The sequence below is a fragment of the Halomonas sp. EF61 genome (genome assembly GCF_040147045.1).
In the GTDB taxonomy this organism is placed as follows: domain Bacteria; phylum Pseudomonadota; class Gammaproteobacteria; order Pseudomonadales; family Halomonadaceae; genus Halomonas; species Halomonas litopenaei.
The window spans coordinates 420,260-434,680 of the sequence record NZ_JAMSHM010000001.1; the positions used below are offsets into that span (position 1 = coordinate 420,260).

General features: G+C 65.5%; 14 protein-coding genes. All 14 read right to left on the reverse strand.

From position 1 onward, the window contains the following. Positions 1-3: 3 nt before the first annotated feature. Positions 4-642 carry a ribonuclease HII gene (gene rnhB, locus NFI08_RS01720; protein WP_349586725.1) on the reverse strand — a complete coding sequence of 213 codons (639 nt, stop codon included), beginning with the start codon at positions 640-642 and terminating at the stop codon, positions 4-6. After that, positions 632-1,915 carry a lipid-A-disaccharide synthase gene (gene lpxB, locus NFI08_RS01725; RefSeq protein ID WP_108449744.1) on the reverse strand — a complete coding sequence of 428 codons (1,284 nt, stop codon included), beginning with the start codon at positions 1,913-1,915 and terminating at the stop codon, positions 632-634. Before lpxB ends, rnhB begins: the two co-directional genes overlap by 11 nt. A gap of 132 nt (positions 1,916-2,047) precedes the next feature. After that, positions 2,048-2,815, reverse strand: coding sequence for an acyl-ACP--UDP-N-acetylglucosamine O-acyltransferase (gene lpxA, locus NFI08_RS01730; RefSeq protein ID WP_045991176.1), 768 nt, complete (start codon positions 2,813-2,815; stop codon positions 2,048-2,050). Then, the gene (gene fabZ / locus NFI08_RS01735) at positions 2,812-3,255 is read right to left on the reverse strand and encodes a 3-hydroxyacyl-ACP dehydratase FabZ (RefSeq protein WP_045991177.1); all 444 of its coding nucleotides are present in this window, start codon (positions 3,253-3,255) and stop codon (positions 2,812-2,814) included. Before fabZ ends, lpxA begins: the two co-directional genes overlap by 4 nt. Positions 3,256-3,370: 115 nt before the next feature. Then, entirely contained in the window at positions 3,371-4,411 is a 1,041-nt protein-coding gene (gene lpxD / locus NFI08_RS01740) for a UDP-3-O-(3-hydroxymyristoyl)glucosamine N-acyltransferase (protein WP_045991178.1), read from the reverse strand. A gap of 56 nt (positions 4,412-4,467) precedes the next feature. Continuing rightward, the gene (locus tag NFI08_RS01745) at positions 4,468-4,974 is read right to left on the reverse strand and encodes an OmpH/Skp family outer membrane protein (RefSeq protein ID WP_108449743.1); all 507 of its coding nucleotides are present in this window, start codon (positions 4,972-4,974) and stop codon (positions 4,468-4,470) included. Continuing rightward, positions 4,974-7,322 (reverse strand): outer membrane protein assembly factor BamA, encoded by a 2,349-nt coding sequence (gene bamA, locus NFI08_RS01750; protein ID WP_349586731.1) that lies wholly within the window; start codon positions 7,320-7,322, stop codon positions 4,974-4,976. Before bamA ends, NFI08_RS01745 begins: the two co-directional genes overlap by 1 nt. Positions 7,323-7,497: 175 nt before the next feature. After that, a complete protein-coding gene (rseP, locus tag NFI08_RS01755) occupies positions 7,498-8,856 on the reverse strand; it encodes an RIP metalloprotease RseP (RefSeq protein WP_045991180.1) in 1,359 nt (452 codons plus the stop codon). 97 nt (positions 8,857-8,953) lie between these two features. After that, entirely contained in the window at positions 8,954-10,177 is a 1,224-nt protein-coding gene (ispC, locus tag NFI08_RS01760) for a 1-deoxy-D-xylulose-5-phosphate reductoisomerase (protein WP_108449741.1), read from the reverse strand. Further along, positions 10,174-10,980 (reverse strand): phosphatidate cytidylyltransferase, encoded by an 807-nt coding sequence (locus tag NFI08_RS01765; protein WP_349586735.1) that lies wholly within the window; start codon positions 10,978-10,980, stop codon positions 10,174-10,176. Before NFI08_RS01765 ends, ispC begins: the two co-directional genes overlap by 4 nt. Continuing rightward, the gene (uppS, locus tag NFI08_RS01770) at positions 10,973-11,743 is read right to left on the reverse strand and encodes a polyprenyl diphosphate synthase (protein WP_045991283.1); all 771 of its coding nucleotides are present in this window, start codon (positions 11,741-11,743) and stop codon (positions 10,973-10,975) included. Before uppS ends, NFI08_RS01765 begins: the two co-directional genes overlap by 8 nt. Before the next feature lie 203 nt (positions 11,744-11,946). After that, positions 11,947-12,504 carry a ribosome recycling factor gene (gene frr, locus NFI08_RS01775; RefSeq protein ID WP_045991183.1) on the reverse strand — a complete coding sequence of 186 codons (558 nt, stop codon included), beginning with the start codon at positions 12,502-12,504 and terminating at the stop codon, positions 11,947-11,949. A 4-nt stretch (positions 12,505-12,508) separates the two neighbouring features. Next, entirely contained in the window at positions 12,509-13,276 is a 768-nt protein-coding gene (pyrH, locus tag NFI08_RS01780; RefSeq protein WP_349586739.1) for a UMP kinase, read from the reverse strand. A 143-nt stretch (positions 13,277-13,419) separates the two neighbouring features. Next, a complete protein-coding gene (gene tsf, locus NFI08_RS01785; RefSeq protein WP_108449740.1) occupies positions 13,420-14,289 on the reverse strand; it encodes a translation elongation factor Ts in 870 nt (289 codons plus the stop codon). Between the last annotated feature and the right edge of the window lie 132 nt (positions 14,290-14,421).

Here is a 14,421-nt window from a genome sequence, read left to right on the forward strand (position 1 = left end):
GGGTCAGAACAGCGCCAGTTGACGCTTTACCGGTGCAAACGACCGGCGATGCTCGGCCAGCGGCCCGAGGCGTTCGAGCGCGGCCAGATGCTCAGGCGTCGGGTAGCCCTTGTGGCGGGCGAAGCCGTAGTCGGGATAGCGCTCGTCGAGGGCCAGCATGGCCGCGTCACGGGCCACCTTGGCCAGGATGGAGGCGGCGGCGATGGCCGGATGGCGGGCATCGCCCTTGACCACGGCCTGGCCCGGAACATGATGCCCGGGCAGCCGATTGCCGTCCACCAGCAGGTACTCGGGAGCCGGCGCCAGGCCATCGATGGCCCGGCGCATCGCCAGATGGGTGGCGTGATAGATATTGAGCCGGTCGATTTCTTCGGGGCTCGCCTCGGCCACATGGTAGGCCAGTGCATGCTCGCGTATCTGGCCGTCGAGCGCCTCGCGACGCTTGGCACTCAGCGCCTTGGAGTCATTGAGTCCGCTGATCGGCACCGAGGGATCGAGGATCACCGCCGCTGCCACCACCGAGCCCACCAGCGGCCCTCGACCTACCTCGTCGACACCGGCCAGCAAGCTGCCATCATAGTCCACCACCAGCGGCGGCAAGGCAGGCTTGTTGCTGCGCCTGGGCTTCGCTTCAGCGGCCACCGCTTGCCTCCTGACGGACATCATCCGTTTCATCAGCCGTGGCCTCGGCCACCTCCTCGGCCAGCCGAGGCGATACGCTGTCCGGCAACGGCTGCCCCGCGACCAGCGCTTCGATGGCCTCCGCCGCACGCCGGCTGGCGTCACGCTGCAGCCCCTCGTGCATGGCGGCAAAGCGAGCCTCGAGCGCAGTCCGCGCCGCTTCATCGTCGAGCAACTCGCCCAGGCGGGTGGCAATGGCTTCGCTGCTGGCCTCGTCCTGGATCAACTCCGGCACCAGCGATTCGCGGGCGATCAGATTGGGCAGCGAGATCCACTCGGTCTTGACCATCAGCCGAGCGATGCGATGGGTCATCGGCGCCATGCGGTAGCCCACCAGCATGGGACGGTGACACAGCATCGCCTCCAGCGCCGCGGTGCCGGAAGCCAGCAGCACCAGGTCGCTTGCCACCATGGCCTCACGGGCCTGGCCATCGAGCAGGCTGACGCAGGCCGCAAGCGCCGGCCGCGCGGCCAGCAGCGCCTCGAGCTCCTGCCTGCGCTCGGGCGTGGCAGCAGGGATCACCACCGCAAGCCCCGGCCTTGCCTTGACCAGGCGCTCGGCAGCCTCCAGGAAGGTCTCCCCCATGAAGCGGATCTCGTTGCGCCGGGAGCCGGGCAGCAACGCCAGCACCCGGGCGTCGGCGGCAATCCCCAGCGCCTCGCGCGTGGCCCGGCGGTCGTTGACCAGCGGCAGCTCATCGGCCAACGGATGGCCGACGAAGGCCACCGGTACCCGGTGCTTGACGTAGAAGGCCGCCTCGAACGGCAGAAAGGTCAGCATGGCGTCCACCGAGCGGGCGATGCCCTTGACCCGACCCTGACGCCAGGCCCACACAGACGGACTGACGTAGTGGGCGGTGGTGACACCTGATTCACGCAGCTGGCGCTCGAGACCAAGATTGAAGTCCGGGGCATCGATCCCGACCATGATGTCGGGCTCCCAGTCCAGCGCATCCCGACGCAGGGTGCGGCGCACGCGGATCAGCTCCGGCAGGTGCTTGATCACCTCCACCAGCCCCATCACCGACAGGGTCTCCAGCGGATACAACGACTCGAGCCCCTCGGCGATCATGCGCGGGCCACCCAGTCCTCGGAATGCCACCTCGGGATGACGCGCCTTGAGCGCGCGCATCAGGCTCGCTCCGAGAATATCGCCGGACAGTTCACCGGCCACCAGGTAGACGCGGCGGATTGAGCCTGCCTCGCTGGCGACATCGCGTGCAGCGTGTGTCATGACGGATCCCTGACTGGCTGAACAAGTCTGACGATGGAAGGGTGCCCAAGCCGACGACGGCCATCAAGATGACCGACGACACTGGGGCTGACGCCCGCCGCTGCGGGCGCCGACCGCCGGGCCGATGACTGCCTAGCGGATGATGCCCCGCGAGGACGCCTCGATCGAGGCCACGAAGGCTTCGGTCTCGGCCAGCGAGAAGCGCTGGCGGATCTCGCCGATGGCCTGTTCCACGGTGAGCCCCTGGCGGTACACCAGCTTGTAGGACTCGCTGAGGGCGCGGATGGCTTCCGTCGCAAAGCCGCGGCGCTTGAGCCCGACCACGTTGAGTCCGTGGGCCTGGGCCGGATTGCCGTTGATCATCACGAAGTCCGGGGTGTCCTTGGTGATGATCGAGCCACCGCCTGCCATGGCGTGGGAGCCAAAACGACAGAACTGATGGATGGCGGATAGCCCGCCAATGATCGCGAAGTCGCCCAGGTGCACGTGGCCCGCCAGGGTGACCTGATTGGCCAGGATGCAGTCGTCGCCGATCACGCAGTCATGGCCGACGTGGACGTAGGCCATGAACAGGTTGCGCGAGCCGATGGTGGTCTCGCTGCGATCCTGAACGGTGCCCCGGTGCAGGGTGACGCCCTCGCGCACGACGTTGTCGTCACCCATCACCAGGCGGGTCGGCTCGCCCTGATACTTCTTGTCCTGACAGGCCTCCCCCACCGAGGCAAACTGGAAGATGCGGGTACGCTCGCCCAGCACGGTGGGGCCCTGCACCACGACGTGGGGGCCGATGACCGACCCGGCGCCAATCTCGACGTCTGGGCCGATCACACTGAAGGGCCCCACCTCGACATCGTCGGCCAGGCGGGCGCCGGGGTCTACGATGGCGGTCGGATGTATCAAGCGATCTTCCTCTCGGCACAGATGATGTCGGCCTCACAGGCCAGCTCGCCTTCCACGGTGGCACGGCACTTGAATTTCCAGATACCCCGCTTGGCCCGCTCGACCTCGGCGCGCAGCTCAAGCTTGTCGCCCGGCATCACCGGGCGCTTGAAGCGCACGTTGTCACTACCGACCAGGTAGTACACATAGCCATCGGCGGGCAGCTTGTTGACGGTCTTGAAGCCCAGGATACCGCAGGCCTGGGCCAGCGCTTCCACCACCAGCACGCCGGGCATGATCGGGTGATGGGGGAAGTGACCATTGAAGAACGGCTCGTTGATGCTGACGTTCTTGTAGGCAACGATGGTTTCGCCAAGGGTCAGTTCCGTGACCCGATCCACCAGCAGAAAAGGATAGCGGTGGGGCAGATATTCGCGAATCTCGTTGATGTCCATAACCATCGTAGCGACCTCTGAAATGACAAGAGCCCTTCTCCCTGGAAGGACATGACCGGCGGGGGCCAAGGGCACCATACCGGCAAATAGGCGGTGGATTATACCGACCTGTACCCGCCCCTCAAGCCTCGCCGGAGCCTCGCTTCTCCAGACGATTGACCCGCTTGGCGATACTGTCGAGCTGCTTGAAACGCACCGCATTGCGGCGCCACTGACTGTTTTCCATGGCCCCGGTGCCCGAGGAATAGACCCCGGGTTCGAGGATGGAGTTGGTCACCAGGCTCATGCCGGTGACCTGGACGCCGTCGCAGATGGTCAGGTGGCCGGACAGCCCCACGCCGCCACCCAGCATGCAGTGGCGGCCCACCCGGGTGGAACCGGCGATGCCGACACACCCGGCCAGGGCGCTGTGGTCACCGATGTGCACGTTGTGGGCGATCTGCACCTGGCTGTCGATCTTGACGTCATTGCCGATCACGGTGTCACCCAGCGCCCCACGATCGATGCTCGAACAACTGCCGACCTCGACATCATCGCCGAGCACCGCGCCACCGAGCTGGGCGATCTTGCGCCAGCCGCCACCGTCGTGGGCAAAACCGAAGCCATCGCCACCGATCACGCAACCGCTGTGCAAGATGACACGCTTGCCGACGACCACGCCGTGATACAGCGTGACGTTGGCGTGCAGGAAACCGTCCTCGCCGATCTCGCAGTCCGCCCCAACCACCGAACCGGGCCCTACCACCACACGATCCCCCAGGCGAGCACCTGACTCGATCACCGCATTGGGGCCGATCGAGACGTCGGCACCCAGACTGGCGTCCTCGGCCACCACCGCACTGGGATGGATGCCCGGCTGGTGCGCGTCGGCCTGGGGGTCAAGCATGCGCGAAAGCTCGGCGTAGCCGAGGTAGGGATTGTCCAGCACCAGCGCTGGCACCGGGCAGGCGTCGAGATGGTCGGCGTGAAGCAGCACCGCCGCCGCCCGGGTGGACGGCAGGTCCTTCAGATAGGCGCGATTGGCAAGAAAGCTCACCTGATCGGGGCCGGCGTCCTTGAGCGTCGCCAGGCCAACGATACGTTGGCTGCCGTCACCGTGCAGGCGAGCGCCCAGGCGAGAGGCGATATCGGAGAGGTTTGGCTGTGTACGTGTCGATTTCATGTATGACCGTAATGCGGTGACGACGGAATTCGGGACAGGCGCTGTCGGCGATTCCCTCAGTACGTGTTGAGCAGCCGGGTGACCTCGGCCGTCAGGTCCGGCAGATCACGACCGCTGTGCAGGACACCGTCCGGTGTCACCAGCACCTCGACCTCGTGACGCTCGATGACCTGAGCGACCGCCTGGTCGACCCTGCCTTCCAGGCGACTTATCAAACGCTGTTCGGCTTCCTGGCGAGCCTCGAGGATATCACGTCTGAGGCGATCGAAACGCTGCCCTTTGCGCTGAAATTCCTGAACCCGTGAGGGGCTCGGCTGCCCTTCGGCAGCCGCCAGGTCGTCGGCCAGGGCCTCGAGCTCAAGGCGTAGCGTTTCGGCCTCGTGCTGCCAGGGTGCGACCTGTTCCTGCAGGCTCTGCATGGCACTGCGGGCGGCCTCGGTGTCGAGCACGGCGCGACGCCAGTCGAGCACCGCCACCTGGGACGCCGACGCCGACACCGGGCTGCTCAGTGCAGCGGCCAGCGTCAGCCACACCAGCCAGCGGCGACGGCCGCCTGCCCTCATCAGAAGGTCTGACCCAGCGAGAACTGGAACACCTGGGTGTCGTCCTCGTCCTCGTCATTGAGCGGCTCGGCCACGCTGAAGGTCAGGGGGCCCACCGGCGTCAGCCAGGAGACGCCCACGCCCACACTGTAGCGTATATCGCTGAATTCCACCCCAGAGTTGCACTTCTTGCGATCCTCGTCCTCGGACAGCACGTCGTAGCACTCGGTAAGGAAGGTGTTACCGGCATCGACAAACAGCGACGGCTGCACCGAGCGCTTGTCCTCGACGAACGGCATCGGGAAGATCAGCTCCATGCTGCCCTCGAGCAGCACGTTACCACCGAGGGTCTCGTCATCACCGTCCTCACGTTCGGTGGTGAGCTGGCCAAGAGTGTTGTCGGTGAAACCGCGCACCGAGCCCAGACCACCGGCGAGGAAGTTCTCGTAGAACGGATAGGGGTCGCTCGAATTGATGGCATCGGCGTAGCCCACCTGGCCACTGAACTTCAACGACCAGGTCTGCTCTTCGTTGAACGGGAAGAAGTGCTTGGCCTGGGCCCTGGCCTTGTAGTACTCGGCGTCACTGCCGGGCACGCCGAGCTCCAGCGACAGCCGCTGGTAATTACCCGCCGTCGGCATGATGCCGCGGTTGAGGTCGTTGCGGGTCCAGCTGCCGGTGACCGACAGGGTATTGGCGTCGTCACCCTCGTCGAGCACGTAACGCTTGATCTCCGACGGGGTGTCGTCGTAGGTGTCGATCTCGAGCTTCTCGATGTTGGCGCCGAAGTTCATCCGCGTCAGCTCGTTGATCGGGTAGCCGAAGTTGATCCCGGCACCGAGGGCATCGGTGGAGTAGGTGGAGATGTCGGAATCTTCGTAGTCCGTGGCCCGGTAGTAGAAGTTGTAGCCGCGGGAGATACCGTCCAGGGTCCAGTAGGGATCGGTGAAGCCGAAGTTGACGCTGGTGTAGGTATCACTCTTCTGGGCGCCGATGTTGACCCGGTTGCCGCTACCCAGGAAGTTGTTCTGGGACAGCGAGGCACCGTAGATGACGCCGGCACTCTGGGAGAAGCCGAGACTCGCCGACAGCGAGCCTGAGGGCTGTTCCTCGACGGTGTAGGTGACGTCGAGCTGGTCGCTCTCGCCGGGGACCGGCTCGGTCTGCACCTGCACCTGCTTGAAGAAGCCAAGGCGCTCGAGGCGCTGGCGCGACTGGGAGATGGCCTCGGTGGAGGCAGGCGCGCTCTCCATCTGGATCATCTCGCGGCGCAGCACTTCATCCTTGGTGGTGGTGTTGCCGACGAACTGGATACGCCGTACGTAGGCGCGACGCCCCGGCGCCACCTGGAAGCTCAGGTCCACCGTCTCGCCGTCGCTGCGCACCTCGGGGATGCCGTTGACCTCGGCGAAGGCAAAGCCCTCCGCACCCAGGCGTGAGCGCATGGCCTCGGAGGACGCCACCACGTCGCTGCGCGAGAAGATATCACCGGATTCGAACTGCAGCAGCTCGCGGGCCTCGGCCTCGGCCACCTTGAGATCACCAACGAAGCTGATGTCGCCGACCCGGTAGCGATTGCCTTCATTGACGTTGATGGTGATGAAGATGCGCGACTTGTCCGGGCTGATCGATACCTGGCTCGAGGTGATCTCGAAGTTCACGTAGCCGCGGTCTAGGTAGTAGGAGCGCAGCCGCTCCAGGTCGCCAGCCAGCGCCTCGCGGGAGTACTCGTCGGCGGAGAACCAGCCGAAGAACAGACCGGGATCGTCCTCGAGCTCGAACTCGTCGAGCAGGATCTCGTCGGAATAGGCTTCATTGCCGACGATGTTGATCTGGCGGATCTTGGCGACCGCACCTTCATTGATGTTGATGTCGACCCGCACCCGGCCCTGGCCCACCGGCGTCAGCTCAGTGTCGATGCGTGCGCTGTAGCGGCCCTGGGACTGGTAGAGGCCTTCCAGCTCACGCTTCATCTCGTCGATGGTCGAGAGCTGCAGCACCTGGCCTTCGCTGATGCCGGCCTGCTTGAGGCCCGCACGCAGGTCCTCGTCGGGAATCTGGGAGTTGCCTTCGATATTCAGCGCCGAGATCGTCGGGCGCTCCTCCACCTGGATGATCAGGACGTCGCCTTCACGGGCCAGCTGGATATCTTCGAACAGTCCGGTGGCAAACAGCTGGCGAGCCGCTTCGGCCAGTTCACTGTCGTCCACTCGATCGCGAGCGTTGACGGGAAAAGCATTGAAGACGGAAGCCGCAGAGACCCGTTGAAGGCCTTCCACGCGAATGTCCGACACGGTGAAAGGGGCCGCGTGCGCCACCTGGGCACAGGCGGTCAAGAGTGTCGCCAATCCGATGGTCTTGATTTTCATGCAGTCGTTTCGCTCGCGTTGAGTCAGCGTACCTGTCCAGACAGGCACCTTATACATTTCTCCGCCTTACTGACAAGTTGGCGGCGGCGTCTCGCTTGGTGACGTCCCCGGCAAAGCGCGATTCACCTGGGCGCTCGTTGTTGCGCACGCACCACGTCGATGGCGGGGGCAACTTCTACCACAAGCGCATCACATCGAAGTACAGGGCCATGATCATCAGGGTGCCCACCAGCGCCAGCCCGACCTTGAGGCCAACGGCCTGGGTGCGCTCGGACACCGGGCGCCCACGTACCGCTTCGACCAGGTAGTACAGCAGATGGCCGCCATCGAGCACCGGAATCGGCAGCAGGTTGAGCACCCCAAGGCTGATCGACAGATAGGCCATGAAGTTGATGAAGCTCTCGAGCCCGGAACGCGCCGTGTCACCGGCGATCCGAGCGATGGTGATGGGCCCGGACAGATTGGTCGGCGAAATCAGGCCGACCACCATCTTGCGCACGGCGTCGAACGTCAGAAGCGTCATCTCGGCGGTACGTGAGGCCGCCTGCCCCACTGCGTCCAGGGGGCCGTAGCGGATTTCCCGCTGGTACTGCTGGGGCCAGTCTACCGGGGCAACGCCGGCACCGATATAGCCGATCTCGCTTCCATCATCCAGCCGGTTGATCCGCGGCGTCAGACTCAGCGCCTTCGACTCGCCGTCACGCTCGACCTCCAGCGACAGCGTCTGGCCGGGTCGCGCTCTGACCCGCTCGACCAGATCAGGCCAGTCACTCACCGCGCGATCGTCGATACTCAGCACACGATCACCGGCTTGCAACCCTGCCTCGGCCGCGGGCTCCCCTTCCATCACCTGGCCGATGACGGCAGGCATGTCGGGACGCCAGGGGGCGATACCGAGCGTTGCCAGCGGCGCGGGCGGGTCCTGCCCCACCAGCCAGTTCTCGACCGGCGCGCGATAGCTGCGGGAGGCACTCGAGCCCTCCTCGCGGGCCTCGATCTCCAGGCTGCCACTGGCGCCGATGGCCGCCACCAGCTTGAGATTGACCTCGTCCCAGGAGCGCACCGTCTCGCCACCGATGGCGGTCAGCTCCATCCCCGACTCGAGGCCAGCCTCGGCCGCCGGCGTCTGCGGGGTGACGTCACCCACCACCGGCACCACCGTAGTGGTCCCGGCGACGAACAGCGCCCAGTAAGCCACCAGTGCCAGCAGGAAGTTGGCCAGCGGACCCGCCGCAACGATGGCCATGCGGGCCCACACCGACTTGCGATTGAACGCCTGATCGAGCTGGTCCTCGGGCACCTCGCCTTCGCGCTCGTCGAGCATCTTGACGTAGCCGCCCAGCGGAATCGCGGCGATGGCGAATTCGGTGCCATGGCGATCGAAACGTGACCACAGCGGGCTACCGAAACCTACCGAGAAGCGCAGTACCTTGACCCCGCAACGCCGCGCCACCCAGAAGTGACCGAACTCATGGAAGGTGACCAGCAGGCCGAGTACGACGATCACGGCCAGAATATTTTGAATCAGGCCCACGCAAGCCTCCTTGGCTGTATCACGACGGCCGCCGTCGCCGCCGCTTCCCAGGCTCCGGCAGCGCCAAAGGCAAAAGGTTCAACCGGGTGCGCGATCATCACAACGCCTCCAACCAGGCACGGGCACGCGCGCGGGCGTCATGGTCGGCGGCGAGTACCGCCTCCAGATCATCGGCACCACCACCGGGGGCACCTGCGCGCACCGCCTCGACCAGCCGGGGGATCTCGGTGAACCCAAGCCGCCCGTCGAGAAAGGCCTCGACCGCCACCTCATTGGCGGCGTTGAGTACCGCCGGCTGCAGCCCACCCTCGTCCATCGCCTCACGGGCCAACCGCAGGCACGGAAAGGCGGCCTCGTCGGCGGGTTCGAAGTCGAGCCTGGCCACCTGAAACAGGTCCAGCGCCTCGACCCCTGCCTCGATCCGCTCGGGCCAGGCCAGGCCGTAGGCGATGGGGGTGCGCATATCGGGATTGCCGAGCTGCGCCAGCACCGAGCCATCGCTGTAGGCGGCCATGGAATGGATCACGCTCTGAGGGTGCACCACCACCTGGATCTGCTCGGGGCGGGCGTCGAACAGCCAGCAGGCCTCGATCAATTCCAGCCCCTTGTTCATCAGGGTGGCGCTATCCACCGAGATCTTGCGCCCCATGGACCAGTTGGGGTGGGCGCAGGCCTCATCCGGGGTCACCCGGGCCAGACGCTCGGCATCGAATCCACGAAAGGGGCCGCCCGAGGCGGTCAGCAGCAGCTGAGTCACGCCGTGGCGCCCGAGTCCCCCACGATGCTGGCCAGGCAGACACTGGAAGATCGCATTGTGCTCGGAGTCGATGGGCAGCAGCGCCGCACCACTTTGCTCCACCGCTTTCATGAACAGGGCCCCGGACATCACCAGGGCCTCCTTGTTGGCCAGCAGCACGCGCTTGCCGGCCCGCACCGCCGCCAGCGTCGGCAACAGGCCCGCCGCGCCGACGATGGCCGCCATCACCACCTCGGCCTCAGGGGCGCTTGCCACCTCGGCCAGAGCCGCTTCGCCGTGACGCACTTCGGTGGCAAGCCCAGCCTCTTTCAGCTGCGTGGCCAGCCAGTCGGCGTCGGTCGGCGTGCCGAGCACCGCCACGTCGGGACGATGGGTCAGACACTGACGATAGAGGGCCTCGCGGGAGCGATGGGCGGTGAGAGCGTGGACCCGATAGCGGTCGGGGTGGCGGGCGATGACGTCCAGGGTACTGGTTCCGATGGAGCCGGTAGCACCGAGCACCGAGACGCCCTTGATGGTGGTCGAGGAGGTTTGGGACGAGGCAGAAACTGCAGATGCCGTCATGCTTGCACCAGCCAGGTAAAGAACAGGGCGAACACCGGGACCGCCGCGGTAAGACTGTCGATGCGATCGAGCACCCCGCCGTGCCCCGGCAACAGCGCGCTGGAGTCCTTGAGGCCGCGATGGCGCTTGAGCATACTCTCGAGCAGATCGCCGAGCACCGACACCAGGGTCACGCCGAGGGTCAACGCCACCAGCGCCAGACCGGCCGACAGCGACAGCTGCTGCCACAGCGCGAACACCAGCGCCAGCGCAGCGGTGACCGCCATGCCCCCATAGACGCCCTCCCAGGACTTGCCGGGGCTGACGTTGGGTGCCAGCTTGCGCCGCCCCAGGGCACGCCCGACAAAGTAGGCGCCGATGTCGGCACCCCACACCAGCAGCAGCACGAACAGAAGCCAGGCGCTGCCGCTCTCGCGCAGCAGATTGAAGCCGACCCAGGTCGGCAGCAGCACCCAGGCTCCCATGGCCAGGCGCATCGCCCGCGAGGACCACTGATGGCTGCGCCCAGGATGACCGAGCACCCACCACAGATTCAGCGCCCAGCCCAGCGCGCCAATGACCAGCGGCCACAGCGCCAGGTGCTGGCCGAAATGCCACAGCAGCGCCATGCCAAGGGCCAGCACCAGCGGTGGCAGCAGGCGCGAGGCCCCGCGCTCGAGCCCCGCCAGATTGGCCCACTCCCAGCCCGCCAGCACCACGATGGCGGCGGTAAACAGAGCGAAGGGGCCGCCCCCCAGACCGAACAGCCCGGCCAGCGCCAGCGGCGCCAGCCAGGCTGCGGTGATGATCCGCTGTCTAAGCACCCTGGGCCTCGAGCTGTTCGTCGGTCATGCCGAAACGGCGCTTGCGCCGGCAGAAATCCTCCAGGGCGTCATCGAAGGCCTCGCCATCGAAGTCCGGCCACAGGACGGGCGTGAAGTACAGCTCGGCGTAGGCCAGCTGCCACAACAGGAAGTTCGAGATGCGTCGCTCACCGCTGGTGCGAATGCACAGATCCACCGGCGCGGCGTCACTCAGACTGACCTGATCGGCCAGCGCCTGCTCGTCGATGGCGCCCGGGTCGAGCTCGCCGGCAGCCACTCGCTCGGCCAGCCGCCGCGCAGCCCGGGCGATGTCCCACTGACCACCGTAGTTGGCGGCGATCACCAGGCGCAGCCCCTGGTTGTCGCAGGTCAGTCGCTCGGCCTCTTCGATGCGCTTCTGGATGGCCGAGGAAAACCCCGAGGTATCGCCGATCACCGACAGCCGGATGTCATGCTCATGCAGCTTCTTGACCTCACGCTTGAGTGCCATCAGGAACAGTTCCATCAAGGCGTTGACCTCGGCCGCCGGGCGCTTCCAGTTCTCGCTGGAGAAGGCGAACAGCGTCAGCGTCTCGATGCGGCGCTCCGCCGCCCGACGAATGACGGCCCTGACCGCCTCCACGCCGGCGTGGTGTCCACGCACTCCTGACAGGCCGCGCGCCTTGGCCCAGCGATTGTTGCCGTCCATGATCACCGCCACATGGCGAGGCAGGCTCGCGGTCGGCGGTAACGGGCGGAGTTCGGGAGACGGCGTTGACTTCATGGTGTCTCGCATGACGGTTGAATCAGGCCCCGAGGCATCCCTGACTCGGGGAGTCCAGACAGTATGACCGATGGCGGAGTCGCCAGGGATCGCTGAACGGCGGTAGTACCCAACGGCCGACCGGCCACGCCAGGCGTGACCGCTCGGTATCGCGCCCCCTCCCGGCCGCACAGGCAGGCCAGTACGGGTATCGCCAGGGCGCCTCAGACCTGCATCAGGTCCTCTTCCTTGGCGGTCAGGGTCTTGTCGATCTCGGCGACAAAGCGATCGGTGATCTTCTGGATCTCGTCCTCGCCCTGACGCTCCTCGTCCTCGGAGATATCCTTGTCCTTGAGCAGCGCCTTGAGGTCGTTGTTGGCGTCACGACGCACGTTGCGAATCGCCACCCGGGCGTTCTCGGCCTCCTGACGCGCCTGCTTGATGTAGCCCTTGCGGGTCTCCTCGGTCAGCATCGGCATCGGCACGCGGATCACGTTGCCGGCAGACGCCGGGTTGAGGCCCAGGTCGGAGGTCATGATGGCCTTCTCGACCTTCGGCACCATGCTCTGCTCCCAGGGCACCACGGCCAGGGTGCGGGCGTCCTCGACGTTGACAGAGGCCACCTGGTTGAGCGGCATCATGGAACCGTAGTATTCGACCTGCACCGCGTCCAGAATGCTGGGATGAGCACGACCGGTACGAATCTTGTTCAGGTTGTGATGCAGCGACTCGACGGTCTTCTGCATTCTTGCTTCTGCGTCTTTCTTGATCTCGTTGATCACGATGTCACCCTCTGTGAATCAGCGTGCCTTCCTTGCCGCCCACCACCAGGTTGAGCAGGGCGCCAGGCTTGTTCATGTTGAAGACCCGGACCGGCATGTCATGGTCCCGCACCAGGCAAATCGCGGTCAAATCCATCACCCCGAGCTTCTGATCGAGGGCGTCATCATAGGACAGTTCGTCGTACTTCACGGCATCGTCGAACTTGACCGGATCCTTGTTGTAGACGCCGTCCACCTTGGTGGCCTTGACCACCACGTCGGCGTCGATCTCGATACCGCGCAGACAGGCGGCGGAATCGGTGGTGAAGAAGGGATTGCCGGTACCGGCGGAGAACAGTACCACGTCACCGGAGGTCAGGTAGCGAATCGCCGTGCGCCGATCGTAGTGCTCCACCACGCCGCTCATGGGAATGGCCGACATCACTCGCGAACGGATGTTCGAGCGCTCCAGCGCATCACGCATGGCCAGGGCGTTCATCACCGTGGCCAGCATCCCCATGTGGTCACCGGTCACGCGCTCCATGCCGGCCTCGTGCAGGGCGGCACCGCGGAACAGGTTGCCGCCACCGACCACGATACCGACCTGGACACCGATACCGACCAGTTGCCCGATCTCCAGCGCCATGCGGTCCAGTACCTTGGGGTCGATGCCAAAGTCGGCATCCCCGGTCAACGCCTCACCCGAGAGCTTCAGCAGGATGCGCTTGTACTTCGACACCGCGGCACGGGGCTTCTCGGACTTGGACAGGGAGGAAGAATCGACGCTGCTCATGGCATTTCTCCGCTTTGGGCTTGACTGGGTCGGGTGGCGGTCGGTCAGGCCGCGAGACACCCACCGCTGACGCATACACGAAGGCGTGCGCTTTCGCGCACGCCATCATTACACTGTGCAGGCACAGTTTGGAACCTTGGACCTTAGCTACGCTTGGCCTGTTCCATGACTTCCTTGGCGAAGTCGACCTCTTCCTTCTCGATGCCCTCGCCCACTTCAAAGCGAGTGAAGCCGACCACTTCACCACCGGCGGCCTTGACGAACTCGGCCACGCTCTGGTTCGGGTCCTTGACGAAGGGCTGCTCGGTCAGGCTGTTCTCGGCCAGGTACTTCTTCAGACGGCCCTGGACCATCTTCTCGGCGATCTGCTCAGGCTTGCCGGCCATGTCCGGCTGAGCCAGGATGATGGCCTTTTCCTCGTCGAGGGCTTCCTGAGGCATGTCCTCGGGACGGGCCACGGCCGGGTTGATCGCGGCGACGTGCATGGACACGTCCTTGGCGGCTTCCTGGGTACCGCCCTTGAGCTCGGTCAGCACGCCGATACGGCCACCGTGCACATAGGCACCCACCAGGTTGCCTTCAGCGGCGTCGACGACGACGGCACGGCGCACGCCGATGTTCTCGCCGATCTTCTGCACCAGCTGCTCGCGGGCGGTTTCCAGCTCGCCTTCGGTCACTGCGGCCACGTCGTCGCTCTTGGCGGCGAAGAAGGCGTCGGCGATCTTGTCGGCGAAGGCCTTGAAGTTGTCGTCACGGGCAACGAAGTCGGTCTCGGAGTTGATCTCGACCATCACACCGTAGCCACCGTCTTCGGCCACACGAGTGACGACGACACCTTCAGCGGCGGTACGACCGGCCTTCTTGGCGGCCTTGAGACCGGAGTTCTTGCGCAGATCCTCGATGGCCTGCTCGATGTCACCGCCGGCTTCGGTGAGTGCCTTCTTGCACTCCATCATGCCGAGCCCGGTACGCTCGCGCAGTTCCTTGACCTGGGAGGCGCTGATAGCTGCCATGGTATTCACCTCTAAATGGTTCGACCTGGGTGTCGGAGAGACCCTCGGTATTACCGCGGGCCTGAAGTAGAGAAAAGGGGGCCACGGCCCCCTTTGCGCCTGTCCGGCGTGGATCGCTTGCGCGATCGGCTG

Excerpts from the sequence above, each read along its gene's own strand:
- lpxB (WP_108449744.1), bottom strand. The coding sequence starts at position 1,915 with ATGACACACGCTGCACGCGATGTCGCCAGCGAGGCAGGCTCAATCCGC.
- uppS (WP_045991283.1), bottom strand. The coding sequence starts at position 11,743 with ATGAAGTCAACGCCGTCTCCCGAACTCCGCCCGTTACCGCCGACCGCG.
- ispC (WP_108449741.1), bottom strand. The coding sequence starts at position 10,177 with ATGACGGCATCTGCAGTTTCTGCCTCGTCCCAAACCTCCTCGACCACC.
- pyrH (WP_349586739.1), bottom strand. The coding sequence starts at position 13,276 with ATGAGCAGCGTCGATTCTTCCTCCCTGTCCAAGTCCGAGAAGCCCCGT.
- fabZ (WP_045991177.1), bottom strand. The coding sequence starts at position 3,255 with ATGGTTATGGACATCAACGAGATTCGCGAATATCTGCCCCACCGCTAT.
- bamA (WP_349586731.1), bottom strand. The coding sequence starts at position 7,322 with ATGAAAATCAAGACCATCGGATTGGCGACACTCTTGACCGCCTGTGCC.
- lpxD (WP_045991178.1), bottom strand. The coding sequence starts at position 4,411 with ATGAAATCGACACGTACACAGCCAAACCTCTCCGATATCGCCTCTCGC.
- NFI08_RS01745 (WP_108449743.1), bottom strand. The coding sequence starts at position 4,974 with ATGAGGGCAGGCGGCCGTCGCCGCTGGCTGGTGTGGCTGACGCTGGCC.
- tsf (WP_108449740.1), bottom strand. The coding sequence starts at position 14,289 with ATGGCAGCTATCAGCGCCTCCCAGGTCAAGGAACTGCGCGAGCGTACC.